Genomic DNA, 24,561 nt, shown 5'->3' with positions numbered 1-24,561 from the left:
GGGCTGTCACTCTATGGCCTTCAGGGCGTCCAGCGCGTCATGGGCCGTCAGATCACAACGCATCGGCGTCACCGAGATATATCCTTTAAGGTTCCAGTCCGCATCGGACCCTTCCGAAGTGGGCTGCTGCTGCGGTGCGCCGGTTACCCACAAGAAACGCCGCCCCGAGGGCGAGGTCGTGGGCTGTACCCCGAAGCCCATGTCGCGGCGAAAGCCCTGGCGCGCGGCACGCAGGCCCTCGACCTCATTGGCCGGAACGGGCGGAAAATTGATATTGTAGAAGATACCGTAATCGTCCTTTTCCCACACCCCTTTATCCAGAAGCGTGCGCAAGGTGCTCAGCCCGTGCTGCCGGGCGGCTTCGAACTTGTCGTCAAGATCCTTGTTGCGTGGGCCGTAATACTGGCTAAGCGCCACCGCCGGCACGCCTTGAAGCGCGGCCTCCATCGCGGCGCCCACCGTGCCGGAATAAACCGCGTTTTCCGCCGAATTATTGCCCCGGTTGACACCTGACAACACCAGGTCGGGTGGCGCGTCCTTCATCACGTCGTGGATGGCGGCCAGCACGCAATCCGCGGGGCTGCCCTGCGCGGCGTAGCGGCGGTCTTCCATCTGCGTGATCATCATCGGGGTCGTGAACGAGATGCAATGTCCGACGCCCGACTGCTCAAAGGCCGGGGCCACGACCCAAACTTCGCCGTCCGCGCCGGCCAGCGATGTCGCTATCTCTTCGAGCACGGCCAGCCCGGGCGCGTTGATGCCGTCGTCATTGGTGATGAGAATGCGCAAAATTCCGCTCCTGCCCGGTGCTTTCGCCTTGTGTAGCGGCGCGCCGCGCGCGGGGCAAGCGGGGCGGCGGTCAGTTGCGTGGACGCCTGGTCATGACCGCTTCGCGGGCTGGTACCAAAACGCAAGCCATGACGTGTTCAAAGCTCGGCGAGCAGGCGACGCGCTTCGTCCCTTGCATGGGCCAGCACCTCGCGGTTCTCGCCGGGGTAAAATCGGGCGCGGGTCGCCGTGTTCATCGGCGCGGGCGACAGGATGTGCACTTGGGGGCCAATCTTGGCGTTCTCCGCCTGCCAGCTGCGCGCGAGGGCGATTTGCGCCGCCTTCGTGGCCCCATAGCTGCCGAAGAATTTTTCGCCCGCACGCGGATCGTCGAAAAAGACCGCACGCGCGTCTTCCCGCAAAAGCGGCGCGACGAAAGGGATCAGCCGTGCGACGGCATTTACATTCACGTCGACCGATTTCTGCCAATCCTTGGCATCGATATGTCCGGCCGGCGAGAGAGGCGCCGCATGGATCGCGGCATGCACCCAGATATCGACCGTGCCCCACCGGTCGAAAACCGAGCGGCACAGCTGGGCCATCGCGCCTTCGTTGGTGATGTCCATCGGCGCAAGCGTCGCCTGTCCGCCATCTGCCTGAATGCGATCGTCAAGCTCTTCCAGCGCGCCGGTGGTGCGCGCGACGGCAAGAACATGATGGCTCGCGGCCAGTTCAAGCGCCATGGCGGCGCCCAACCCGCGCGAGGCGCCTGTGATAAGGGCAAGGGGGCGTGCGTGTTCCTCGGTCATGTCAGCGCAAATCCCATCCCGCGCGCGCGAATTCAAGCGCAATCGCTTGACTTTCGCAGTCCGGAGGCGAAAAACACAAAGCGAAACAGAAGGACAAAGCGGCAAAAGGAGCCCCCCGATGCGTGAGATGGTTTTGAGCAAGGCGATGATCGGCCATGAAGGGTTGATCCGGAAACTTGGACTTGTTCTTGGCGGCTCGCTGGCGATTGCGATGGCTGCGCAGGTCAGCATCGGCTGGCCGGTTCCGATGTCGCTGCAGACATTGGCAATCCTGGTCGTCGGACTGAGCTTCGGGTCGCGTCTTGGCCTTGCTACGTTGGTCACGTACCTCGGCTGGGGTGCGATGGGCCTGCCGGTCTTCGCCAATGGCGGGTCAATCGCGTCGCTGACCGGGCCGACCGCCGGGTTTCTTTACGGGTACGTCGCGATGGCATGGCTTGCCGGGCTTGCCGTCGAAAAGGGTCTCGCCCGCAGTTTGGTCTCGACGGTTGCCTGCGGCATTCTGCTTTCTGGTCTGCTCTACCTTCCGGGACTTGCCTGGCCGGCGCTGATGATGGGCAAGACGATGCCCGAGCTTTGGTCGGTATGGATGGCGCCTTTCTTGATCGGCGATACACTTAAGGCCGTGATCGCGGCGATGATCGTCTGGGGGGGGTGGCGCGCGCTTCAACTGCGCCGCGACTGACCGACCTGAAGAGAAAGCCTTGGCGCCGCTCTGGTTTCGGGGCGGCGTTTTCGTGTCGGGCAAACGTCCTGCGCGATTGCCAGCCGCTCGGATTCGATTTGTACTGACCGTGCGCCCATCCCATATTGCGCGACGGGAGGAACTGCATGGATCGCTTCGACAGAATTCCAGAAATCGCGCTGGACTGGTATCGCGCCGGTAAGGGCGCGGCCCTCGCCACCGTGGTCGAAACCTGGGGTAGCGCACCGCGCCGCGTCGGTAGCCAATTGGCTGTTTCCGGCGAGGGCGAGATCGAGGGATCGGTTTCTGGGGGCTGCGTCGAAGGCGCGGTGGTGGCCGAGGCGCTGGACGCCATCGAAGAGGGCAAGCCGGTGATGCTGGAATATGGCGTCAGCGACGGCGATGCCTTTGCCGTCGGGCTTGCCTGTGGTGGCACGATCCGCGTCTTGGTCGAGCCGGTCGGATCCGTTCTGCCCGAGGCGCGGCTGCAGGATCTCGTTCTGGCGCGCGAGGCCCGCGTGCCGGTGGCCTACGTGACCGGCCTGACAGCCGAGCGGCGGCTGGAGCGGGAGGGTCACGACGAGCGCTTTCGCATGGACCGGTCCGGCTTCGAGGCCGATGGCGAAACCTTTGTTGCCATCCACAACCCGCCGCTGCGCCTGATCGTGGTGGGGGCCGTGCATATCGCGCAGGCACTTGTGCCGATGGCGCGCACCGCCGGGTTTGATCCGCTGCTCATCGACCCGCGGGAAAGTTTCGGATCCGAGGCGCGTTTCCCCGGCGAGACGATTCTGCACGACTGGCCCGACGAAGGCGTTCAGGCCTTTGGGCTTGATACGCGGACCGCGCTCGTTCTTCTGACCCACGATCCAAAGCTTGACGATCCGGCGTTGGCGCAGGCCCTGCGGTCCGATTGTTTTTACATCGGTGCGCTCGGGTCGACGCGGACCCATGCCAAACGGGTCGAGCGAATGCTGGCCTTGGGATATTCCGATGATGAGATCGCGCGAATCCACGGGCCCGTCGGCCTTGATATCGGTGCGGCCAGCCCGGCGGAAATCGCGGTGTCGATTCTGGCGGAAATTCTGCAAGTTCTGAGGAAGGGCGGATGAAATTCGGCGCTGTGCCGTTGGCCAAAGCCCGGGATGCGATCCTGGCCCATTCTTTGCGCCTGGGCGGCACGCGCCTGCGCAAGGGGCACAAGATCACCGAGGTCGACATTGCACGCCTTCGAGAGGCGGGGATGAGCGAGGTCACGGTCGCACGGCTCGAACCCGGCGATCTGCATGAAGACGAGGCTGCTCTGGCCTTCGCGACCGCGTTGCAGGGAGGGGCGCCCGGCATCGCGTTCAGCGCGCCTTTTACGGGGCGCGTGAACCTCATCGCCGAAGCGCCCGGCGTCGTCTTGATCGATGCCGCCCGCATCAACGCGGCCAACGAGGTCGATCCGATGGTGACGGTCGCGACGGTGCCGCCCTTTCACCAGATCCAGACCGGCGGCATGATCGCCACGATCAAGATCATTTCCTACGCGGTCGGCCGAAGCCTGGTCATGGCGGCATCCGACGCTGGACACGGGGCGGTACGCCTGGCGCGTCCAGTCTATGAGGATGCAAGCCTGATCGTTACCGACAGTCCGGGCGGGCCGGGTGCAAAAGGCGTGGAGGCCATCGAGGCGCGTCTCAAGGGCCTTGGCATGCGGCTTGTGGAAACTGTGACCGTACCCCATGACGAACGCGCCCTTTCCGAGGCCATCAGCCGGGCACATGGGGCGATCGTTCTTATCCTCACCGGTTCGGCCACTTCGGACCCCGCCGATACAGCGCCCGCCGCGCTGCGACGGGCGGGCGGGCGTGTCGAACGTTTCGGTATGCCGGTCGACCCGGGCAACCTGCTTTTTCTCGGAGATCTTGGAACAAAACCCGTGATCGGACTGCCTGGAAGCGCGCGGTCGCCGGTGCTGCACGGCGCCGACTGGGTTCTGAGCCGCGTGGCGTGCGGCATTCAGGTCACCAGCGCGGATATCGCGGCGATGGGGGTGGGCGGCCTGCTCAAGGAAATCCCAACGCGGCCGCAGCCTCGTGAACGCCGACAAAAGTCGTAGGCGGTGAACGGTCGCGGGGCCGATTTACCGGCTTCTCAAGTCGCCTGTGGCGTGTTTAACTCAATCTAGTGAAAAACAAAAAACGATATGGGAGGAGCCGATGGCACAGGTCAGCATGACCGTGAACGGCAAGCCTGCGTCCGGAGATATCGAAGGTCGTACGCTTCTAGTGGATTTTCTGCGCGATGGCCTGGGATTGACCGGCACGCATGTGGGCTGCGACACCAGCCAGTGCGGGGCGTGCGTGGTTCATGTCGACGGCAAGGCGATCAAGGCCTGCACCGTGTTCGCGGCCGAGTGCGAGGGCTCAAGCGTGACCACCATCGAAGGCATCGCGGCCGAGGACGGCACGATGTCGAAGGTCCAGGACGCGTTCCAGACACATCACGGGCTTCAATGCGGCTTCTGCACGCCCGGTATGGTGATGAGCGCCGAGGCGCTTTTGCAGGAAAACCCGACGCCGAGCGAGGCAGAGATCCGGGAATATCTCGAAGGCAATATCTGCCGCTGCACCGGCTACCACAACATCGTCAAGGCGATCCTGGCGGCCAGCGGTCAGGACGTCAGCAAGATCGCCGCCGAATAACGGCGCAGGGTGGGCCGAGGCCCACCGACCACAGGGAGGAATTCACATGCCCAAGGACGGCATCGGCGCCAGCACAAAGCGGCGCGAAGACGTTAGGTTCCTGACAGGGAACGGCAATTACACCGACGACATCAACATCCGCGGGCAGGCCTATGTGCATTTTCTGCGCTCGGATGTGGCCCACGGTACGCTCAACGGCGTGGACACGTCCGCCGCCGAGGGCATGCCGGGTGTCATCCGAATTTTCACCGGCGAGGATTTCGCCGAGGTGGGCGGCATTCCCTGCGGCTGGCAGGTGACCGACCGGCACGGCGAACCGATGCAGGAGCCGGCACACCCGGTTCTGGCCCGCGGCAAGGTCCGCCATGTGGGCGATCCCATCGCCGCCGTGGTGGCCGAAACCCGCGAGCAGGCGCGCGACGCCGCCGAGGCGATCATGCCCGACATCACCGACCTGCCGCCCGTCATGGACATGAAAGAGGCGCTCAAGGACGGCGCCACCAAGGTGCATGACGATCTGACCTCGAACCTTTGCTACGACTGGGGTTTCGTGGAGGAAAACAAGGGCGCCGTGGATGAAGCGATCAAGAACGCCGCGCATGTGACAACGCTGGAACTGGTCAACAACCGGCTGGTCCCCAACGCGATGGAGCCGCGCGTCGCGGTCGGCGACTACAACCGCTCGACCGGCGATCACACGCTCTACACCACGTCGCAGAACCCGCATGTCATCCGCCTCTTGATGGGCGCCTTCGTGCTGGGCATTCCCGAGCACAAGCTGCGCGTCGTCGCCCCCGATGTGGGCGGCGGATTTGGCTCCAAGATCTATCACTATGCCGAAGAGGCGTTTTGCACCTTCGCGGCCAAGGCGCTCAACCGCCCTGTGAAATGGACCTGCTCACGCTCCGAGGCGTTCATCTCGGACGCGCATGGCCGCGACCACGTGACCAAGATCGAACTGGCGCTGGATGCGGACAACAACTTTACCGCGGTGCGCACGGAAACCTACGCGAACATGGGCGCGTATCTCAGCACTTTCGCGCCGTCGATCCCGACTTGGCTGCACGGCACGCTGATGGCGGGCAATTACAAGACGCCGAATATCTACGTGAACGTAAAGGCCGTCTTCACCAACACCGTGCCGGTCGACGCCTATCGCGGGGCCGGGCGGCCCGAGGCGACCTACCAGCTCGAGCGCGTCATCGACAAGGCCGCGCGAGAACTGGGCGTCGACCCGATCGCGCTGCGCCGGCAGAACTTCATCACCGAGTTCCCATATGCCACGCCCGTCGCCGTTGAATATGACACTGGCGACTACAATGCCACGATGGACAAGCTCTCCGAGATCGCCGATCTCAGCGGGTTCGAAGCGCGGCTGCAGGAATCCAAGGCGCGCGGAAAGCTGCGCGGGCTTGGCGTGAACTGCTATATCGAGGCCTGCGGCATCGCGCCGTCCAACCTTGTTGGTCAGCTTGGCGCGCGGGCAGGTCTTTATGAGAGTGCAACCGTGCGGGTGAACGCCACGGGCGGCATCACAGTCATGACCGGCAGCCACAGCCACGGGCAGGGCCACGAAACCGCCTTCCCGCAGGTGGTGGCGGAGATGCTTGGCATCGACGCCTCTATGGTCGAGATCGAGCATGGCGACACCGCCAACACGCCGATGGGCATGGGCACCTACGGCTCGCGCTCCATCGCCGTGGGCGGATCGGCCATGGTCCGGGCCACCGAAAAGATCATCGCCAAGACCAAGAAGATCGCCGCCCACCTGCTCGAGGCCTCCGAGGCCGATATCGAGCTGAAGGACGGTCAGTTCAGCGTCGCGGGCACGGATAAATCCGTGGCCTGGGGCGACGTGACCCTCGCGGCCTACGTGCCGCACAATTACCCGCTCGAGGATCTGGAGCCGGGGCTGGAGGAAACCGCGTTTTACGATCCGGCGAACTTCACCTATCCCTCGGGCGCCTATGCCTGCGAGGTGGAGGTTGATCCCGACACCGGCAAAGTCACCATCGAACGCTTTGCGGCCGCGGATGACTTCGGCAACATCATCAACCCGATGATCGTGTCGGGGCAGGTCCATGGCGGTCTGGCGCAGGGGATCGGGCAGGCGCTGCTGGAACAGTGTTCCTATGACAGCGACGGTCAACTTCTGTCGGCCAGCTACATGGATTACACCATGCCGCGCGCCGATGATGTGCCATTCTATCAGGTCGACCATTCCTGCCAGACGCCCTGCACGCATAATCCGCTCGGGGTGAAGGGCTGTGGCGAGGCCGGCGCCATCGGCAGCCCGCCTGCCGTGGTCAACGCCGTGGTCGACGCGCTGCAACGCGCTGGGCATTCGAACGTCACCCATATCGACATGCCGCTGACGCCCTCGCGCGTCTGGTCGGCGATGCAGGGCTAAGGGAGGAGATCGCTATGTATGCATTCGACATCGAACGCCCCAGCACCGTTTCTGACGCGGTTAAGCTGCTGAAGGAAAGCGACGAGAACCAGCCGCTGTCGGGGGGGCAAACCTTGATCCCCACGCTGAAACAGCGGCTGGCGGCGCCTGAAAAGCTGATCAGCCTGACGGGTATCGACGAAATGAAGGGCATCTGCGAGGACGACGACGGTCGTCTTTGCATCGGCGCGGCGACCTGCCACGCCGATGTGGCGGCGGGCGCGGGCAAGTATCCCGCGCTGGCCGCACTTGCCAGGCAGATCGGCGATCCGGCGGTGCGCAACCGTGGTACGCTTGGGGGTAGCCTGGCCAATAACGATCCTTCGGCCTGTTATCCGTCAGCCGTGCTCGGCTCCGGCGCGACCGTCGTGACCAACAGCCGCGAGATTGCGGCGGATGACTACTTCCAGGGCATGTTCGCCACCGCGCTGGAGGAAGGCGAGATCATCACCGAAGTCAAATTCCCGGTGCCGGAAAAGGCATGCTACATGAAGTTCGAACAGCCCGCCTCGCGCTTTGCGCTGGTGGGGGTCTTCGTGGCCAAATATGCCGACGGCGTGCGCGTGGCCGTGACCGGTGCTTCGGAAGAGGGCGTGTTCCGCTGGACCGAGGCCGAAGAAAAGCTCAACAGTGACTTCTCTTCCTCGGCGCTCGAAGGGATGAGCCCGCCTGCGGATAACATGATCTCGGATCTGCACGGATCCGGAGCTTACCGCGCGCATCTTGTGGGCGTGATGGCCCGCCGGGCGGTCGACGCCGCGCACTGAAATCTGCCTGAAGGCGTCAAAAGGCCCGGTGGAGCATATCCGCCGGGCCTTTTCCTATGCGCGCGGGATTATGACCAGAGCCGTGGTTCCGCCATCTCCAGCGAATTGCCCGCCGGGTCGCGAAAATAGATCGACCGCGCGCCATTGGGCCATTCGAAATCCGCCTCGATGGGATGGCCCGCGGCGGTCAGCCGGTCGGCCCATGCCGCCATTTGCTCGCGCGTTGCCGCAAAGCACAGATGCCCTTTGCCGGTCGCGCCATGCGCTGGCACCGGCAGGCGCGGGTTATCGGTGGGCACCTTGGTGGCCTCGGGGTTGAAGATCAGAAGGATCGTCGCACCGACCCTGTAAAAGATGTGCCGTCCGTCCACGCGCACCACTTCTTCCAGTTCCAGAACGCCGCCGTAAAACGCCTCTGCGGCGTCCAGATCGGTGGTGTAAAGCGCCGCTTCAAGCACGGCATCGATCGGGGGGGCCGGGGGAAGGCTATCTTTCTTGGTCATGCTGCCCAGACTACGCGCGCGACGACCAGAGGGAAACGGGGGCGTTGCGGAAAAATTCGTCATATCACGGTTACGAACCGACATTACGTCAAAGTCTAAATCTGCTGCTATATGCGGGGCTTGTCAGGGTCGAAACGCGAGATATAGTAGTTTCAATGAAGGGGCGGCGCGTCCCGCCCCGACGCAATGAGAGAGGCGTTCGGGCAGGGGTTCTTATCAGGATGGATGGTGATTTCAGAACAGATTTCGTGAGGGAGCCAGCCGCGCTCAGGCAGCATCCGGCGCTGGTGTTGAATGCGGATTACAGGCCTTTGTCCTACTACCCGCTTTCGCTCTGGCCCTGGCAGGATGCGGTGAAAGCGGTGTTCCTCGACAGGGTGGATATCGTGGCCGAGTACGAAAGCACAGTCCGAAGCCCTTCGACAGAGATACGGATACCTTCGGTGATCGTCCTCAAAGATTACGTAAAACCTCAGAAGCGCGTGGCCTTCACGCGCTTCAATCTCTTTCTGAGGGACGAATTCCGATGCCAGTATTGTGGATCGAAAGGCGATCTGACCTTCGACCATGTGGTGCCGCGCGCCAAGGGCGGGATCACCAGCTGGGAAAACGTGGTGGCAGCCTGCAGTCCGTGCAATCTTCGCAAAGGGGCCAAAAGCCTGCGTCAGTCCGGGCTGAGCCTGCGCAAAGCGCCGCGCGCGCCGGCGGCAGAGCAGCTACGCAACATGGGCCGCAAATTCCCGCCGAACCATCTGCACGAAAGCTGGCTCGATTTCCTCTATTGGGACGCGGAGCTGGAGGCGTAGGCCCGGCGGAATTTTGTACAAAATGTAAAAGCGCCGCTACAGAGTAGGGCGCTTTTGTACAATTTTCAGCTTTTCGCTGCTTAGCTGTTCTGGCCCTGCGCCGCCTGCGGACGCTGCTGCTGGCCACCGCCACCCTGACCGCCGCCACCGGCATTTTGCTGCGGCGGGGCTTTCTTGGCGCCGCCCGGGTTGAGCGGATCATCCTGACGCTGCACCGAGCCTTCGAAATGGGCGCCGGATTCAATGGCGATCGTCTTGTGAATAATGTCGCCCTCGACCCGTGCGGTCGAGGTCAGGCGAACCTTCAGGCCGCGTACACGACCCACGATACGACCATTCACAACGACGTCATCTGCGATGACCTCGCCTTTGATCGTCGCACCTTCACCGATCGTCAGGAGATGCGCGCGGATGTCACCCTCGACGGTGCCTTCAACCTGGATGTCACCTGTGCTTTTCAGATTGCCTGTAACATGCAGATCGGTCGACAGAATCGATGCGGGCGGTTTGGCCTTCGGAGCCGACGCCTTGAATTCGCCGCCCGTGTCTGCGCGCGGAACATCCTTGCGCGTTTCGGGAGCGGGCGTCTTGGCCGCGGAATCTGCCTTCGGAGCGGGGTCGTTGATTTTGCTTTTAGAAAACATTTTTAGCAGCCTTGATGTAGATCATGGGGTTGACGGCCTTACCGCCGACACGGACCTCGTAGTGTAGGTGTGTGCCCGTGGAACGTCCAGTATTTCCCATATCACCGATCTGTTGTCCGCGCGAGACCCTTTGGCCCTTCTTCACGCGGATTTTGGACATGTGCGCGTAGCGCGTTTCGATCCCGAACTCATGCTGGATCTTGACGAGGCGACCGTATCCGGATTGCCAGCCGGCATGGGTCACAACGCCATCGGCGGTCGAATAGATCGGTGTGCCATGCGGGGCGGCGAAGTCGGTGCCGGAATGCATCCGGCCCCACCGCATTCCGAAACCCGAGGTGTAGCGGAACGAATTCTTGACCGGCATGGCGAAGGGCGCGCGGGTTGCGGCGATCCTGTAAAGATTAAGCCGGTCCATCTGTCCGAGAATGCGGTTCGCGCGAAGCGCATCGGGCGAGGGATCTTCGCCGCGGGTCGAGAAACTCAGCGGCATTAGCGGGCCACCTTGGCCCGAATAGCCGCGGCGCACGGTATCGAGCAGATTGTCCGTATTCAAACCGGCCGCGCGGAACATTTTATCGAGCGGTTCGACGGAGATCGTCATGGCCTCTTCCAACTGGCGGAAGATTTGATCGTTCTGGTCTTCGAGAAGCTGAATGCGCGCGGCCATTTCATCGGCATGCAAGAGAGCGTCCTGCGCATTGCGCTCGATCTCGTCGCGCTGCTGTGCCGTCTCTGCCAGCGCCGCGGTAAGGAAATCCAGCGCCCCATCATCATTGCTTGCAGCGTTTTGCCCGGGAACGGGCGCGCCATCGGCACCTTCCATTACAAGAGCCAGAGCTTCAGCTTCATCCCGGGCGCTGTCGCGTTCGCCCATGGTCCGACGCAGCGTTGACTGGATCACGCCGATACCGGTTTCCAGCTCGCGGCGGCGGGTCTCGGACGCAAGGAGCTGGGTCTGCATGACGGAAATCTGCTCCAGCGCGGAATTGAACCTGTTCTGCGCGGCAAGTGCTTCTTCGGCGCGCTTGTCACGTTCGTCTTCCAGTGCATTGAGCCGGGCCTCGTAGGTGCGCTGATCGCGTTTCGCCTGCTCGCGGAAGTTGCCTGACCCGATCGAATCCATCACCAGAATGGCGGTGGCGATGATGGCCCAGGCAACGATCGCGGATGCGCCTAGGAAGGCGATCAGCTGTGACTCGGACTTGAGGCGAATGAAACGTGTGTCGCTGTCGGATCGAAGGAAAACCCTACGTTCCGGAAAGTGCCGCTCTAGCAAGGCGTGTAGTCTGATGGCTAATTGTGTCCGCACAAAAACCGGTTCCTTGTACCGTTCCCCATATCGGTGCTCCGACATTGTCCGCGAGGTCCTGTCCCGATCCATGCGCGGTTGTCCATTAAGCGTCCGGATTGACCGGCGGCACCGTCGCCACGTGGGTACACAGAGCTTTCCGGCTGGGCAAGATTTTTGACCAATGGTTGTCCGGGGCTATGGCGAATTGCCGCCAAACTGGCGAAAAGTTGCCGATTATGAAGGGCTTGACGTCCCGCGCATCCTATCCGTTCGCGTATGTTCCGGCCAACGGCCAATAGAAATCCGGCGGCAATCCGGCCTCGGCGCGTTTTTCTTCATTGAACGGCGGCTTGAGCCCGCCATGGAAATAGCGCCGGACCAGATCGTGAAAGACGTCTTTCGGATCGAGATCGTGCCGGCCACAGAGAAAGTGAAACCATTTCGAGCCATAAGCGACATGGCTGACCTCCTCGGCATAGATTGTCTGGAGTGCGTCTACGGCATCAGTTGCGCCCGCTTTCTCAAAAAGCTCGATCATGCCCGGGGTCACGTCCAGACCGCGCGCTTCGAGCACCATTGGGACGACGGCGAGGCGGCCCATGAAATCTTCGGACGTATCTTCGGCCGCGCGCCACATGCCGGCATGTGCATCAAGTGCGCCATAGTGACTATCCAGTGCTTCAAGACAGTCGCACATCAGATTGAAATGCTTCGATTCCTCGTCTGCCGCCTTCACCCAGTCGTCATAGAACCCAAGCGGCATCGGCGTGTCGGCAAATCGCGGGATAATGTCCCAGTGCAGGTCCACGGCATTGAGTTCTATATGCGCCACTGCATGCAAGAGCGCGACGCGGCCAGCCGCGCTTCCGGTACGGCGACGGGGCACGTCGCGTGGATCAAGCAGACGCGGCTTTTCCGGGCGTGAAGGCCGTTCGGGTGGCGTGGCGCGGCCCAAGGAGATCGGCGTGCCCGCGTTGCGCGCGGCGAACCAAGCTGCGGCATGCGCACGCGACAGGGCTGTTTTCTCGCGGCCATCGGCGGTGGACAGCACCTCCACCGCCATTTCGCACAGGCTGAGCGCCGTCACAGCGCACGCACGGCGTCGAGCACTTCTTCCGCGTGTCCGGGCACCTTTACCTTGGGCCAAAGTTTCGCGATCTTGCCCTCACCATCGATGAGGACCGTGGTGCGTTCGATACCCATGAAGGTCTTGCCGTACATCTTCTTTTCTTTCCAGACCCCATAGGCTTCACAAATCTCCGTCTCGGCATCGGACAAAAGTGGCACCTGCAGCCCGTGTTTGTCCCGGAATTTTTCGTGTTTCGCGACCGTGTCTTTGGAAATGCCGAAGACACGTGCGCCTGCAGCCTCGAAATCGGCGGCACGCGCCGTGAACCCGAGCGCTTCCTTGGTGCAACCGGATGTATCGTCCTTGGGGTAGAAAAAGAGAACAACCGGTGTGGGGCGTTGCTTGGACAGGGTCACGGTATCTCCGCCATCGCGGGGTAGAGTGAAGTCAGGAGCGGTGTCGCCGATTTCGGCCATTTGCTTTCCTTTGTTTTTGAGCGTGTGGATGCCATATTAGGGCACGGCGGGCGAGAATAAAGCCAAGGGTGGTCGCCATCGCACCCGAACGGGATCCATGACGGAACAGACAACCAGAAAGACGAAGGGCCGCCGGCTTTGGAGGGTTGGTGCTTGGTGTGTTGCCAGTCTTGTTCTCATGACCGGCGCCCTTGCCTTGGCGCTTCTTGTCTCGCTCGGAACGCGCATTTCTGCACCCGATTGGCTTCGGGGCGAAATTACGCAGCGCATAAACAATCAGCTGGGCGGCGTGAACCTCGCCTTTGGTGACGTCGCGATGGTCGTCGAGGATGGTTTCGTGCCGCGCCTGATGCTGCGAGACGTGACCATACGCGGAGAAGGTGGCGCCGACTTGGCAAACCTCAGCGATGTGCAGAGCGCGGTCGCGTTACGTCCCCTCCTGCGGGGAGAATTGCGGCCAAACTTCGTTCGCTTGTCTGGTGCGCAAGTCGTGTTGCGGCGCAACAAAGAGGGTGCAATCGGATTGAGCGTGGGTACGGGGATGCAGCCCGTCCGCGAGGCGGCGAATATCGCGGGTCTCATCGAACAGGTGGACACACTGTTGCAACGTCCGGCCTTTGCCGCGCTTGATCGCATCGAGGCGGACAACCTGAATGTCAGATACGAGGACGCCCGCGCCGACCGCGCTTGGACCGTGGATGGCGGGCGCGTTGCGTTGAACCGGGACGGTCGTGATCTGAATGTGCGGGGCGATTTTGCCCTTTTGGGCGAACGCGCCTACGCCACGACCCTGGAAATGAACTACAGCAGCCTAATCGGAGAAACGGAAGCCGAAGTCGGCATCAGTTTTGAAGACATGCCTGCGCGGGACATTGCCGGCCAATCGCCCGCGCTTGCCTGGCTGACCGCGCTCGATGCGCCGATTTCGGGCGCGCTCCGTGCCGGGGTTGATTCCGATGGGCGGCTTGGCCCGCTCAATGCGACCTTGCAGATCGGCGCCGGTGCCATACGCCCGAATGCGGCCACCAAGCCAATCGCCTTCGAAAGCGTCCAAAGCTATTTCACCTATGATCCCGATGACCAGGTGATCGTCTTCAACGAGCTTTCGGTCGACAGCAAATGGGTGAGCACGCGAGCCGAAGCGCGCGCCTATCTTGTCGGCGTCGAAAACGGTGGGCCGCGTGAAATTCTCCTGCAGGCCACGCTTGGTGATATCCGCGCCAATCCCGCCGGACTTTACGCCGCGCCCGTCACGCTCGACTCTGCGCTGATGGATCTCAAGCTGCAGTTGGATCCTTTCATAATAAGCCTCGGTCAACTCAGCCTGCGCGACCAGGGAGAAGTTCTTGTCGCACATGGCGAGGCGCGGGCAGAACCGGGCGGCTGGGAACTTGGCGTCGATGCGCGCATGGGCCGCATAACGCCGGAAAGACTGTTGGCGCTTTGGCCCGAAACGGTAAAGGACAAGACCCGTTCATGGTTGGTCGAAAACGTGCGGACCGCCGACCTGCAGGATATCCAATTTGCCTTGCGCGCGCGCCCAGAAGCGGCGCCGGATTATTTTCTCGGCTTCGATTTCGCTAACTTCTCGACCCGTTTCATTAAAACTTTGCCGGTGATCGAGGCCGCCCATGGCCATGCAACGCTCGATGAAAATCGCTTCGTTGTGTCCGCTCTTGGCGGTCATGTTACGGCACCGCAGGGCGGTCAGATCGACATCTCGGGTACATCCTTCCAGATCCCGGATGTGAGGATCAAGCAAACGCCCGCGCATGTCGAACTGCGCACCGAAAGTACGGTGACGGCGGCATTGTCACTTCTCGATGAACCGCCGTTCCGATTCATGCAAAAGGCCGGACAGGCTGTTGCCCTTGCCCAAGGCCGGGCGCGCTTGAAAGGCACGCTCGATTTTCTCCTGCTGGAAAAGCTCACGACGGATCAGGTGGCGTTCGATGTTGGCGGGACGCTCAGCGATGTTCGCAGCGACGTGCTCGTCCCGGGCCGCGTTCTCAGCGCGCCGGACCTGGCGGTGCGTGCAGATAGCGAGACGCTGACTGTATCCGGTGCGGGCCTTCTTGGGGGTGTTCCCTTCAACGCGACTTTCGAAAGCGGTCTTGCAGAGGTTCCGGGGGGCGGCCAAAGCGTCGTGACAGGTTGGGTGGAGTTGTCGGACCGGTTCGCCGAAGAGTTTCGTCTAGGCTTGCCTGCTGGCAGTCTGAGCGGTCAAGGCCAGGCCGAGATCGAGATCACCTTGGCGAAAGGACAACCTGGCGATTTCGAGTTGAGCTCGGATCTGGCTGGCGTGGGGCTTAGCCTGCCGCAACTCGGCTGGGCCTTGGCGCGCGGTGCGACCGGGCGGCTCGAGGTTCTCGGGCGTTTGGGTGAACCACCGTCAATCGATCGGCTTGTGGTCGAAGGGCCGGGACTCGAGGCGCGAGGCAACGTAAGCTTGCAGGCTGATGGCCAACTCGACCGTGCCTCATTTACGCGGGTGCGTGTCGGCGATTGGATCGACGCACCTGTGGAACTGGTGGGTCGCGGAGACCGCCCGCCGGCGGTAAGAGTCCTCGGCGGCGTGATCGATCTGAGGGAAACGTCGCTGGCCGGCGGCGCGGAGGGCGGCAGCGGCGCAAGGGCGGATCGCGGTCCGGTGTCAATCGTTTTAGACCGATTGCAAGTTTCCGAAGGGATCGCTTTGACCGATTTCCGGGCAGAGCTTGAACTTGCCGGAGGCGCACGGGGAGATTTCTCGGGCCGGATCAACGGCTACACACCGATTGCGGGCCGTGTGACACCGCAGGGCGGGCGCAGTGCCTTTCGCATCCAATCAGACGATGCAGGCGGTGTTCTCGGCTCTGCCGGATTGATGCGGCAGGCGCGAAACGGTCGGCTTGATCTCACTTTGCTGCCCGGTCAAGCTCCGGGCACCTACGAGGGACGCCTGCAGATGCGCGGCGGCATGCGGATCAAGAATGCGCCGTCGATGGCGGCTTTGCTCAACGCGATCAGCGTTGTGGGTCTTCTGGAGCAACTAGGCGGCGAAGGCATCCACTTCGAACAGGTCGATGCCCGATTTCAACTTTCCCCCCAAAGAGTCACGCTTTATTCCGGCAGCGCAACAGGAGCCTCGATGGGAATCTCGATGGACGGATACTATTATCTGGACAGCAAGCGCATGGATATGCAGGGCGTCATTTCGCCTATTTACATGGTCAATGCGGTGGGTGGGCTGTTCACCCGACGCGGCGAAGGGCTTTTCGGATTTAATTACACGCTCAAAGGCCCGGCGAACGATCCTCAGGTGAGCGTCAATCCTTTGTCTGCGCTCACACCAGGCATGTTTCGCGAGATTTTCCGGCGCGCCCCGCCGCGTCAGCAGCCGCCCTTGGGCACCACAGGCGAAGAGACGGGTGTGTCTTCCGAAAACGGTCGTGAGCAGGGTCCACGGGTTCGCAGCTTCGATAACCGACAGACGGGCAGATGAAGCTTTCGGATTTTGATTTCGACTTGCCGGACCATCTGATCGCCACGCGTCCCGCGCGACCGAGGTCGTCGGCGCGCCTGCTGGTGGCCGAAGGCGATCGGATCACGGATGACCGAGTATTTGACCTGCCGCGCTGGCTGCGGCCCGGAGACAGGCTGGTGCTCAACGACACCAAGGTGATACCGGCACGCCTGAGCGGAACACGTCGCCGAGAAGGCGAGACCGGCCAAAGCGAGGCGCGCATCGAGGTGACGCTGCTTGATATCACGGCGGACGGCGCGTGGCGGGCGATGATCAAACCGCTCAAGAAACTGCGCGAGGGAGAGGTCGTTCGCTTCGCGGCAGGGCTCGAAGCCGTGCTTGAAGCGAAAAACGACGGACAGGGTTTATTGCGTTTCAATCTGGAAGGCGCCGCTTTCGACGAGGCGCTTAATCAGGTAGGGGCAATGCCGTTGCCGCCTTATATCGCGAGCCGCCGCAAGGCAGATGCGCAGGATAAGGAAGACTATCAGACCGTCTTTGCCCGCAATGCCGGGGCCGTCGCGGCCCCCACGGCCAGCCTGCATTTCGATCAGGAATTGCTCGACGCGCTGGCCATGCAGGGCGTGTCGTTCACGCATGTGACATTGCACGTAGGCGCCGGTACGTTTCTTCCGGTCAAGGTGGAGGATGTGACCTCTCATAAGATGCACGCCGAATGGGGAGAGGTTGGCGAGACAGCAGCAGCTGAGATCGTCGCGACAAAGGCCGCTGGCGGTCGCGTGATCCCCATTGGCACCACAGCGCTGCGCCTGATTGAAAGCGCCGCCAGAGGCGGCGAGATTGCGCCTTGGCGAGGCGAGACTGATATTTTCATCTATCCCGGCTTTGCTTTTCAAATTACCGACGCCCTGATGACGAATTTTCATCTACCGCAAAGCACGCTTATGATGCTTGTCAGCGCCTTGATGGGGCAGGAACGGATCAAGCAAATCTATGCGCATGCCGTGGCGCAGGAATACCGTTTCTTCAGTTATGGCGATGCATCGCTACTGATTCCCGGCACGACCGGCAATCAAGGAGAGGACAAATGAAGCTGAGCCACGTTCCCGGTTTCGTGCGGCGTGTGATGTGGGTCGGACTGATCACAAGCGCTGCGCTTCTTGTCATGAACTACGTGATCGCCGGTCTGATTTCTGCGTTGATCGTGTTTGCCGCAAACCAGGCCCTCAAGCGGGAAGAGGTCAAGCTTTGGGTGTTCCGAACCCTGACCGGTCTAACAAAAGAAGAACTTGAGCGGGCGAGCTTGGCCGATCTGCAAAAGGAAGAGACAGCGGCATTGCCCTCCGACAGGAAAGCGAACGACGACTAGCCTAGTGTCGATCACCATTACTTGAGCGAGCCGTTGCAGCGTCGGGTTGAAAGCCTGTTGTGCCTGCTGGCTGAACTTGTAAGGGAGGCGCGGCGGGACCACTCTGAGTCGCGTTTCGACGCGACGCAGAGGTTTCGGCCCTTTATCCGGAGGCCACCGCTCAACTAGGAGCAGGATTTTTAAGGACCCAAAATGTTTTCGGTATTGTCGAGCGCATGGGCGCTTTTGCTCGGAATGATGCTGCTGCAGGTCGGTAACGGCATGCAAGGTACGCTTCTTGGTATCCGGGGCGATATCGAAGGTTTCACCACGCTTGAAATGTCACTGGTGATGTCCGGCTATTTTCTGGGATTTCTTTTCGGATCGCGTGCCGCACCGGAAATGATCCGGCGTGTGGGGCACGTGCGGGTCTTCGCGGCCCTCGCTTCGCTGATTTCGGCAGTGATGATCCTTTATCCCGCTTTCACCAATCCCTACGCGTGGGGGGCAGGGCGCATCCTGGTCGGGTTTTGTTTTTCGGGCGTCTATGTGACCGCTGAAAGCTGGCTGAACAACGCCGCCACGAATGAAAACCGGGGCAAGGCCCTTTCGCTGTACATGATCATGCAGATGGTCGGGATCACAGGGGCGCAGGCGCTAATGCTGACCGCCGACCCTGGCGGCTTTATCCTGTTCATCATTCCGTCAGTGCTGATTTCATTGTCTTTCGCTCCGATCCTGCTCTCGATCAGTCCGACACCCGCCTTCGAGACGGCCAAGCCGATGAGCCTGCGCGAGATCTTTGCTGTTTCGCCGTTGGGGTGCGTCGGCATGTTCCTGATGGGAGGCGTATTTTCCGCTCAGTTTGGTATGGCTGCGGTCTATGGCGCGCAGGCAGGACTTTCGGTGGCACAGATCTCAATATTCGTCGCGGCCTTCTACGTCGGGGCGATGCTGCTCCAATATCCGCTAGGCTGGCTTTCGGACCGGATGGATCGCCGATTGCTCATCCTGATTGTCACGGCGACCTGCGCGGCGGGCGCGTTGATAGGCGCGATCTTCGGCAGCGTCTTCACCATGCTGCTGGTGGCGGCCTTCGTGGTTGGCGGTATGTCCAACCCGCTCTATTCTTTGCTGATCGCATATACCAACGACTTCCTGCAATATGAGGACATGGCCGCTGCTGCTGGCGGCATGGTCTTCATCAACGGCCTCGGGGCAGTGGCCGGCCCTTTCCTGACGGGCTGGATCATGGGGCTGATGGGGCCCAGCGGGTACTTTGTTTTCATTGGTGGTTTGAGTGCTGCACTGGTGGTTTATGCGGCGTACCGCATGACGGTCCGTCCTGCGCCTTCCAGAGACGAAACCGAAAGCTATGCCGCGGTATCGCCGGGTGTTTCGCCCGCAGCGATCTACTTTGCACAAGAGGCAGCGCATGATGCCGCGCAGGATCAAAACGAGGACGAGGTTGCGGCAGTTTAACCATGTGTCACGATCTATTGCCGCTGTTGCAAATTTTTACTGTTCAGCGTTGTGCTGAAAAAGTTAACCTGACACCAAGGTTGGCTGAGTTGAGGAGTACGACATGACAGCCCCGGAAGAAGTTCTGAGTTACTGGCTTGACGAGATTGGGCCGAAAGGTTGGTACGAGGGGTCTTCCGAGCTTGACGCCGAGATCCGCAACAAATTCGAAGCTGCTTGGCGCAACGCCGCCGAGGGTACCTTCGGTCTTTGGTTGACTTATCCCAGCGGTACGCTGGCCTATATCATTCTGATGGATCAGTTTCCGCGCAATATGTTTCGCGACGATGGTCTTGCTTTCAGCACCGACAAGCAGGCGTTGGCAGCGGCCAAGGCGGCGATCCACCGTGGCTGGGACATGCGGATCGACGAACCGGCGCGTCAGTTTTTCTACCTGCCTTTGATGCACTCGGAGAACCTGTCGGATCAGGATCGGTGCGTGCGCCTGATCTGCGAGCGTCTGCCCGAAACCGGCGCCAGCAACCTTTTGCATGCCCGCGCCCATCGTGAAGTGATCCGCCGTTTCGGCCGGTTCCCTTACCGTAACGAGGCGCTCTCGCGCCCTTCTTCGGGAAGCGAGGCCGATTATGTCGAGGGCGGCGGCTATGGCAGAACGGTGCGCGAATTGCAAAAAGAAGACGCCGCCTGATCAGAGTACATCCTTGAACACCGACCCGCCGGTGCTGTGACGCGCGCCGACGGGATTGTCGCGTTGTGATTGCGGAGTAGATAGTTTAACACCAAACTAAATTCCTATCTTGCAAAGCCCGGAGACAGACATGGCGGACAAATCCTTTGACATGATCGTGATCGGCGCAGGCCCCGGCGGCTACGTCGCGGCGATCCGAGGCGCGCAGCTTGGTCTGAGCGTTGCGGTGGTCGAACGTGAACACATGGGCGGGATCTGCCTCAATTGGGGATGCATTCCGACGAAGGCGATGCTGCGCTCCTCCGAGGTGTTTCACCTGATGCACCGGGCCAAGGAATTCGGTCTGAAGGCTGAAAGAATCGATTACGATCTTGAAGCGGTGGTGAAACGTTCACGCGCGGTTTCCAAGCAGCTGAATTCTGGCGTCGGTCATTTGCTCAAGAAAAACAAGGTGACCGCCATCATGGGCGAGGCCACCTTGGCCGGGAAGGGCAAGGTCAAGGTCAAGACCGAAGATGGCAAGACCGAAGAGCTGACTGGAAAGAACATCGTTCTGGCCACGGGCGCGCGGGCACGCGAACTGCCGGGTCTCGAGGCCGACGGTGAGCTGGTCTGGACTTACAAGCACGCCCTGATGCCCAAGCGTATGCCAGAGAAACTTTTGGTCATCGGCTCGGGCGCGATCGGGATCGAATTCGCGAGCTTTTATAACACGCTCGGCGCGGATACGACCGTGGTTGAAGTCATGGACCGTATTCTGCCGGTCGAAGACGCCGAGATTTCCGCCTTTGCCAAGAAAGCTTTCGAAAAGCAGAAGATGAAGATCATGGAAAAAGCCATGGTCAAGAAGCTGGATCGCGGCAAGGGCAAGGTTACCGCCCATATCGAGGTTAAGGGCAAGGTCGAGAAGCACGACTTCGACACGGTGATTTCGGCCGTTGGCATCGTCGGAAACACCGAGGGGCTCGGGCTAGAAGATCTGGGTATCAAGGTCGAGAAATCCCACGTGGTTACCGATCCGCACTGCCGCACGGGCGTCGACGGGATTTACGCGATTGGTGACTTGGCGGGCGCGCCGTGGCTTGCGCACAAGGCGAGCCACGAGGGCGTTATGGTGGCAGAGTTGATTGCCGGTGGCGATCCACATCCAGTCGAGCCGAATGCCATTGCGGGCTGCACCTATTGCCATCCTCAGATCGCCAGCGTCGGTATGACCGAGGCACAGGCGAAAGAGGCCGGTCACAAGGTCAAGGTGGGACGCTTCCCCTTTATCGGCAACGGCAAGGCGATTGCCCTTGGCGAGTCCGAAGGCATGATAAAAACGATCTTCGATGAAAAGACCGGTGAGCTTTTGGGCGCGCACATGGTCGGCGCAGAAGTGACCGAGCTGATCCAAGGCTATGTCGTCGGTAAGCAGCTCGAGACCACGGAAGAGGATCTGATGCACGCGGTATTCCCGCACCCGACGCTATCCGAGATGATGCACGAATCCGTGCTTGATGCCTATGGCCGGGTGATCCACGTTTAAGCGGGAAAACCCCGGCGGCGCATTGAGCCGCCCAAGGAATGCTAAACAAGGGGCTTTGCCCCTTGTTTGCGTTTGGTATTCCGGTCGGATGCAACGCGGGGCCCTGCGACGTGTTCGCGCGTTCATGCTTCGTTCGCAATTTTACCTTGGAAGACTGTCCGCTCTCGCCTATTTAAGGCGAAGATCGGACCGGGGGATTACATGGCCGAGTTGAAGCATATCGAAGTGCGCGGTGCGCGCGAGCATAATCTCAAGGGAATTGATGTTGATATTCCCCGCAACGCCCTTGTGGTGATCACCGGGCTTTCGGGGTCCGGGAAGTCGTCCCTTGCCTTCGACACGATCTATGCCGAGGGACAGCGCCGTTATGTCGAAAGTCTTTCGGCCTATGCGCGGCAATTCCTCGACATGATGCAAAAGCCCGATGTGGACCACATCGCGGGGCTGAGTCCGGCGATCTCCATCGAGCAAAAGACCACGAGCAAGAACCCCCGGTCGACGGTTGGTACCGTGACGGAAATCTATGACTACATGCGCCTGCTGTTCGCGCGTGTCGGCACGCCCTACAGCCCGGCCACCGGCAAACCCATCGAAGCACAGCAGGTGCAGGATATGGTCGACCGTATCATGGCGATGGAGGATGGCACACGTGGCTATCTGCTTGCGCCGATCGTGCGCGATCGGAAGGGCGAGTACCGCAAGGAATTTCTGGAGCTGCGCAAACAGGGATTTCAACGTGTCAAGGTCGACGGCAGTTTTCATGACCTGGACGAACCGCCGACCCTCGACAAGAAATTCCGACACGATATCGACGTGGTGGTGGACCGGGTCGTTGTAAAGGAAGGCATTGAAACGCGTCTCGCCGACAGCCTGCGCACGGCGCTCGATCTGGCCGACGGAATTGCGATCTTCGAAACAGCGCCCAAAGAAGGGGAGCCTGAGCGCACTACATTCAGTGAGAAATTCGCCTGCCCTGTCAGCGGCTTCACGATTCCCGAGATCGAGCCGCGACTGTTTTCCTTCAACGCGCCGTTTGGGGCCTGCCCGGACTGCGACGGTCTTGGTATGGAGTTGTTCTTTGATGAGCGGCTCGTGGTGCCGGACGAACAGCTCAAGATCGCGGATGGTGCAATCGCTCCTTGGCGAAAAGGCAAGAGCCCGTATTTTCTACAGACGATCGAGGCGATCGCCAGACATTACGAGTTTGACCGCAACGCACGATGGAAGGATCTTCCGGCGCATGTAAAGCAGGTGTTTCTTTACGGCTCGGGCGAAGAGGAAATCCCGTTTCGCTATGACGAGGGCGGGCGCGTTTACGATGTGACCCGGACTTTCGAGGGCGTTATCCCGAACATGGAACGCCGGTATCGCGAAACCGACTCAAGCTGGGTACGCGAAGAGTTCGAGCGGTTCCAGAACAACCGGCCTTGTGGCACCTGTGACGGTTATCGTCTGCGCGAAGAGGCATTGGCGGTTAAGATTGCAGGTCTGCACGTCGGGCAGGTGGTGCAAATGTCGATCCGCGAGGCATTCGAATGGTGCCAGACCGTACCCGAGCATCTCACTGCGCAGAAAAACGAGATCGCCCGCGCCATCCTGAAGGAAATCCGCGAACGGCTTGGTTTTCTCAACAATGTCGGGCTTGAATACCTGACGCTCAGCCGGTCTGCAGGTACATTGTCCGGTGGGGAAAGTCAGAGGATCCGCTTGGCCAGCCAGATCGGCAGCGGCCTGACCGGCGTGCTCTACGTGCTTGACGAGCCCTCGATCGGTTTGCATCAGCGTGACAATGGCCGATTGCTGCAGACCCTTCAAAACCTGCGCGACCAAGGCAACACCGTGATCGTTGTAGAACATGATGAAGACGCGATCCGGACCGCAGATTACGTTTTCGATATCGGCCCGGGCGCTGGTGTGCACGGTGGCAAGGTTGTCAGCCACGGCACACCGGAGCAGGTGATGGCTGATGCCGGCTCGATCACCGGCCAGTATCTTGCAGGGGTACGAGAGATTTCGGTGCCTGCGAAACGTCGGAAAGGCAACAAGAAGTCGATCAAGATCGTCAAGGCGGAGGGAAATAATCTCAAATCTGTCAACGCGGAATTCCCGCTTGGAAAATTCGTGTGCGTCACCGGTGTATCAGGTGGCGGCAAGTCCACGTTGACGATCGAGACGCTGTTCAAAACCGCCTCGATGCGCCTGAACGGCGCGCGGCAGACACCGGCGCCGTGCGAAACGATCAAGGGGCTAGAGCATCTCGACAAGGTGATCGATATCGACCAGCGGCCAATCGGACGGACCCCGCGGTCGAACCCGGCGACGTATACCGGGGCGTTCACCCCCATCCGCGACTGGTTCGCCGGACTGCCCGAGGCGAAGGCGCGTGGCTATAAACCGGGCCGGTTTTCGTTCAACGTCAAAGGTGGGCGATGTGAGGCGTGCCAGGGCGATGGCGTCATCAAAATCGAAATGCATTTCCTGCCGGACGTATACGTGACCTGCGAAACCTGCAACGGCGCAAGGTACAATCGTGAGACGCTAGAAATTACCTGGAAAGGCAAGAGCATAGCCGATGTTCTTAATATGACAGTTGAAGACGCGCAGGAGTTCTTCAAGGCAGTCCCCTCGATCCGCGAAAAAATGGATGCGCTGATGCGCGTGGGCTTGGGGTACATCAAAGTGGGTCAGCAAGCGACCACTCTGTCCGGTGGCGAGGCACAGCGCGTGAAGCTGAGCAAGGAACTTTCCAAACGCTCGACAGGCCGCACCCTCTATATCCTCGACGAGCCGACCACTGGTCTGCATTTCGAGGATGTGAAAAAGCTTCTGGAGGTGCTGCACGAACTGGTCGATAGCGGCAACACAGTGGTGGTGATCGAACACAACCTCGATGTGGTCAAGACGGCGGACTGGCTCATCGATATTGGCCCGGAGGGGGGTGACGGTGGCGGAGAGATCGTCGCTGTGGGCACGCCCGAGGACGTCGCGCAGGTCGAGCGCAGCCATACCGGCCGGTATCTCAAGGATATGTTGACTGCTCGCAAGGTCGCAGCCGAATAAGCGGCCATATTTTGACCGCATTGCGTGAA

21 protein-coding genes are annotated in these 24,561 nt (G+C 61.0%); 14 read left to right on the top strand and 7 right to left on the bottom strand.

What is annotated here, in order from left to right:
* Nucleotides 1–6: 6 nt before the first annotated feature.
* Both surE and EZV60_RS06170 read right to left on the bottom strand, forming a co-directional pair.
* On the bottom strand, nucleotides 7–789 hold the full coding sequence (gene surE / locus EZV60_RS06175) for a 5'/3'-nucleotidase SurE (protein WP_135503387.1): 783 nt from the start codon (nucleotides 787–789) through the stop codon (nucleotides 7–9).
* Nucleotides 790–926: 137 nt separating this feature from the next.
* Nucleotides 927–1,577: an SDR family NAD(P)-dependent oxidoreductase gene (locus EZV60_RS06170; RefSeq protein WP_135503385.1), complete on the bottom strand. Its 651-nt coding sequence runs from the start codon at nucleotides 1,575–1,577 to the stop codon at nucleotides 927–929.
* 118 nt (nucleotides 1,578–1,695) lie between these two features.
* Between EZV60_RS06170 and EZV60_RS06165 the strand changes: the two genes are divergently transcribed.
* The 6 genes from EZV60_RS06165 (at nucleotide 1,696) to EZV60_RS06140 (ending at nucleotide 8,168) form a co-directional block, all read left to right on the top strand.
* Nucleotides 1,696–2,262 carry a biotin transporter BioY gene (locus EZV60_RS06165; protein ID WP_135503383.1) on the top strand — a complete coding sequence of 189 codons (567 nt, stop codon included), beginning with the start codon at nucleotides 1,696–1,698 and terminating at the stop codon, nucleotides 2,260–2,262.
* A 146-nt stretch (nucleotides 2,263–2,408) separates the two neighbouring features.
* Entirely contained in the window at nucleotides 2,409–3,374 is a 966-nt protein-coding gene (locus tag EZV60_RS06160) for an XdhC family protein (RefSeq protein ID WP_135503381.1), read from the top strand.
* Nucleotides 3,371–4,366 (top strand): molybdopterin-binding protein, encoded by a 996-nt coding sequence (locus EZV60_RS06155; protein ID WP_135503379.1) that lies wholly within the window; start codon nucleotides 3,371–3,373, stop codon nucleotides 4,364–4,366. The genes EZV60_RS06160 and EZV60_RS06155 overlap by 4 nt, the downstream gene beginning before the upstream one ends.
* 100 nt (nucleotides 4,367–4,466) lie before the next feature.
* Nucleotides 4,467–4,952, top strand: coding sequence for a (2Fe-2S)-binding protein (locus EZV60_RS06150; protein WP_135503377.1), 486 nt, complete (start codon nucleotides 4,467–4,469; stop codon nucleotides 4,950–4,952).
* A gap of 46 nt (nucleotides 4,953–4,998) precedes the next feature.
* Nucleotides 4,999–7,362, top strand: a complete 2,364-nt coding sequence (locus EZV60_RS06145) for a xanthine dehydrogenase family protein molybdopterin-binding subunit (protein WP_135503376.1) — start codon at nucleotides 4,999–5,001, stop codon at nucleotides 7,360–7,362.
* 14 nt (nucleotides 7,363–7,376) lie between these two features.
* Nucleotides 7,377–8,168: an FAD binding domain-containing protein gene (locus EZV60_RS06140; protein WP_135503374.1), complete on the top strand. Its 792-nt coding sequence runs from the start codon at nucleotides 7,377–7,379 to the stop codon at nucleotides 8,166–8,168.
* Nucleotides 8,169–8,236: 68 nt separating this feature from the next.
* On the opposite strand, the gene EZV60_RS06135 is transcribed toward EZV60_RS06140, so the two are convergent.
* Nucleotides 8,237–8,671, bottom strand: coding sequence for a VOC family protein (locus tag EZV60_RS06135; protein ID WP_135503372.1), 435 nt, complete (start codon nucleotides 8,669–8,671; stop codon nucleotides 8,237–8,239).
* Between the two features lie 221 nt (nucleotides 8,672–8,892).
* On the opposite strand from EZV60_RS06135, the gene EZV60_RS06130 reads away from it, so the two are divergent.
* The gene (locus tag EZV60_RS06130) at nucleotides 8,893–9,477 is read left to right on the top strand and encodes an HNH endonuclease (RefSeq protein WP_135503370.1); all 585 of its coding nucleotides are present in this window, start codon (nucleotides 8,893–8,895) and stop codon (nucleotides 9,475–9,477) included.
* An 80-nt stretch (nucleotides 9,478–9,557) separates the two neighbouring features.
* On the opposite strand, the gene EZV60_RS06125 is transcribed toward EZV60_RS06130, so the two are convergent.
* The 4 genes from EZV60_RS06125 to EZV60_RS06110 all read right to left on the bottom strand — a co-directional run bounded on the left by EZV60_RS06125 (nucleotide 9,558) and on the right by EZV60_RS06110 (nucleotide 12,960).
* Nucleotides 9,558–10,121 carry a bactofilin family protein gene (locus tag EZV60_RS06125; RefSeq protein ID WP_135503367.1) on the bottom strand — a complete coding sequence of 188 codons (564 nt, stop codon included), beginning with the start codon at nucleotides 10,119–10,121 and terminating at the stop codon, nucleotides 9,558–9,560.
* Nucleotides 10,111–11,433 carry a M23 family metallopeptidase gene (locus EZV60_RS06120; protein ID WP_210115062.1) on the bottom strand — a complete coding sequence of 441 codons (1,323 nt, stop codon included), beginning with the start codon at nucleotides 11,431–11,433 and terminating at the stop codon, nucleotides 10,111–10,113. Before EZV60_RS06120 ends, EZV60_RS06125 begins: the two co-directional genes overlap by 11 nt.
* A 244-nt stretch (nucleotides 11,434–11,677) precedes the next feature.
* Nucleotides 11,678–12,478 (bottom strand): ferritin-like domain-containing protein, encoded by an 801-nt coding sequence (locus tag EZV60_RS06115; RefSeq protein WP_135503886.1) that lies wholly within the window; start codon nucleotides 12,476–12,478, stop codon nucleotides 11,678–11,680.
* Nucleotides 12,479–12,498: 20 nt separating this feature from the next.
* Entirely contained in the window at nucleotides 12,499–12,960 is a 462-nt protein-coding gene (locus EZV60_RS06110) for a peroxiredoxin (RefSeq protein ID WP_135503363.1), read from the bottom strand.
* Nucleotides 12,961–13,138: 178 nt separating this feature from the next.
* Here EZV60_RS06110 and EZV60_RS06105 point away from each other — a divergent pair, with 178 nt between their 5' ends.
* From EZV60_RS06105 to uvrA, 7 genes are all read left to right on the top strand, one after another.
* A complete protein-coding gene (locus tag EZV60_RS06105; RefSeq protein WP_167853473.1) occupies nucleotides 13,139–16,444 on the top strand; it encodes an AsmA-like C-terminal region-containing protein in 3,306 nt (1,101 codons plus the stop codon).
* The gene (gene queA / locus EZV60_RS06100; protein ID WP_135503358.1) at nucleotides 16,441–17,517 is read left to right on the top strand and encodes a tRNA preQ1(34) S-adenosylmethionine ribosyltransferase-isomerase QueA; all 1,077 of its coding nucleotides are present in this window, start codon (nucleotides 16,441–16,443) and stop codon (nucleotides 17,515–17,517) included. Before EZV60_RS06105 ends, queA begins: the two co-directional genes overlap by 4 nt.
* Entirely contained in the window at nucleotides 17,514–17,795 is a 282-nt protein-coding gene (locus EZV60_RS06095) for a hypothetical protein (protein ID WP_135503356.1), read from the top strand. The genes queA and EZV60_RS06095 overlap by 4 nt, the downstream gene beginning before the upstream one ends.
* 192 nt (nucleotides 17,796–17,987) lie before the next feature.
* A complete protein-coding gene (locus EZV60_RS06090) occupies nucleotides 17,988–19,256 on the top strand; it encodes an MFS transporter (protein WP_135503354.1) in 1,269 nt (422 codons plus the stop codon).
* A gap of 103 nt (nucleotides 19,257–19,359) precedes the next feature.
* Nucleotides 19,360–19,944 carry a DUF924 family protein gene (locus tag EZV60_RS06085; protein WP_135503351.1) on the top strand — a complete coding sequence of 195 codons (585 nt, stop codon included), beginning with the start codon at nucleotides 19,360–19,362 and terminating at the stop codon, nucleotides 19,942–19,944.
* 130 nt (nucleotides 19,945–20,074) lie between these two features.
* Nucleotides 20,075–21,472, top strand: coding sequence for a dihydrolipoyl dehydrogenase (gene lpdA / locus EZV60_RS06080; protein WP_135503349.1), 1,398 nt, complete (start codon nucleotides 20,075–20,077; stop codon nucleotides 21,470–21,472).
* Nucleotides 21,473–21,673: 201 nt separating this feature from the next.
* Nucleotides 21,674–24,532, top strand: coding sequence for an excinuclease ABC subunit UvrA (uvrA, locus tag EZV60_RS06075; protein WP_135503347.1), 2,859 nt, complete (start codon nucleotides 21,674–21,676; stop codon nucleotides 24,530–24,532).
* Nucleotides 24,533–24,561: the final 29 nt, after the last annotated feature.

It is taken from the genome of Roseovarius aestuariivivens, assembly GCF_004761875.1.
GTDB lineage: Bacteria > Pseudomonadota > Alphaproteobacteria > Rhodobacterales > Rhodobacteraceae > Roseovarius > Roseovarius aestuariivivens.
Note: the sequence above shows the minus strand (reverse complement) of the source record. Positions and strands in the feature narration are given on the sequence as shown.

Excerpts from the sequence above, each read along its gene's own strand:
- EZV60_RS06170 (WP_135503385.1), bottom strand. The coding sequence starts at position 1,577 with ATGACCGAGGAACACGCACGCCCCCTTGCCCTTATCACAGGCGCCTCG.
- EZV60_RS06165 (WP_135503383.1), top strand. The coding sequence starts at position 1,696 with ATGCGTGAGATGGTTTTGAGCAAGGCGATGATCGGCCATGAAGGGTTG.
- EZV60_RS06160 (WP_135503381.1), top strand. The coding sequence starts at position 2,409 with ATGGATCGCTTCGACAGAATTCCAGAAATCGCGCTGGACTGGTATCGC.
- EZV60_RS06155 (WP_135503379.1), top strand. The coding sequence starts at position 3,371 with ATGAAATTCGGCGCTGTGCCGTTGGCCAAAGCCCGGGATGCGATCCTG.
- EZV60_RS06150 (WP_135503377.1), top strand. The coding sequence starts at position 4,467 with ATGGCACAGGTCAGCATGACCGTGAACGGCAAGCCTGCGTCCGGAGAT.
- EZV60_RS06145 (WP_135503376.1), top strand. The coding sequence starts at position 4,999 with ATGCCCAAGGACGGCATCGGCGCCAGCACAAAGCGGCGCGAAGACGTT.
- EZV60_RS06140 (WP_135503374.1), top strand. The coding sequence starts at position 7,377 with ATGTATGCATTCGACATCGAACGCCCCAGCACCGTTTCTGACGCGGTT.
- EZV60_RS06135 (WP_135503372.1), bottom strand. The coding sequence starts at position 8,671 with ATGACCAAGAAAGATAGCCTTCCCCCGGCCCCCCCGATCGATGCCGTG.
- EZV60_RS06130 (WP_135503370.1), top strand. The coding sequence starts at position 8,893 with ATGGATGGTGATTTCAGAACAGATTTCGTGAGGGAGCCAGCCGCGCTC.
- EZV60_RS06125 (WP_135503367.1), bottom strand. The coding sequence starts at position 10,121 with ATGTTTTCTAAAAGCAAAATCAACGACCCCGCTCCGAAGGCAGATTCC.
- EZV60_RS06115 (WP_135503886.1), bottom strand. The coding sequence starts at position 12,478 with ATGGCGGTGGAGGTGCTGTCCACCGCCGATGGCCGCGAGAAAACAGCC.
- EZV60_RS06110 (WP_135503363.1), bottom strand. The coding sequence starts at position 12,960 with ATGGCCGAAATCGGCGACACCGCTCCTGACTTCACTCTACCCCGCGAT.
- EZV60_RS06105 (WP_167853473.1), top strand. The coding sequence starts at position 13,139 with ATGACCGGCGCCCTTGCCTTGGCGCTTCTTGTCTCGCTCGGAACGCGC.
- queA (WP_135503358.1), top strand. The coding sequence starts at position 16,441 with ATGAAGCTTTCGGATTTTGATTTCGACTTGCCGGACCATCTGATCGCC.
- EZV60_RS06095 (WP_135503356.1), top strand. The coding sequence starts at position 17,514 with ATGAAGCTGAGCCACGTTCCCGGTTTCGTGCGGCGTGTGATGTGGGTC.
- EZV60_RS06090 (WP_135503354.1), top strand. The coding sequence starts at position 17,988 with ATGTTTTCGGTATTGTCGAGCGCATGGGCGCTTTTGCTCGGAATGATG.
- EZV60_RS06085 (WP_135503351.1), top strand. The coding sequence starts at position 19,360 with ATGACAGCCCCGGAAGAAGTTCTGAGTTACTGGCTTGACGAGATTGGG.
- lpdA (WP_135503349.1), top strand. The coding sequence starts at position 20,075 with ATGGCGGACAAATCCTTTGACATGATCGTGATCGGCGCAGGCCCCGGC.
- uvrA (WP_135503347.1), top strand. The coding sequence starts at position 21,674 with ATGGCCGAGTTGAAGCATATCGAAGTGCGCGGTGCGCGCGAGCATAAT.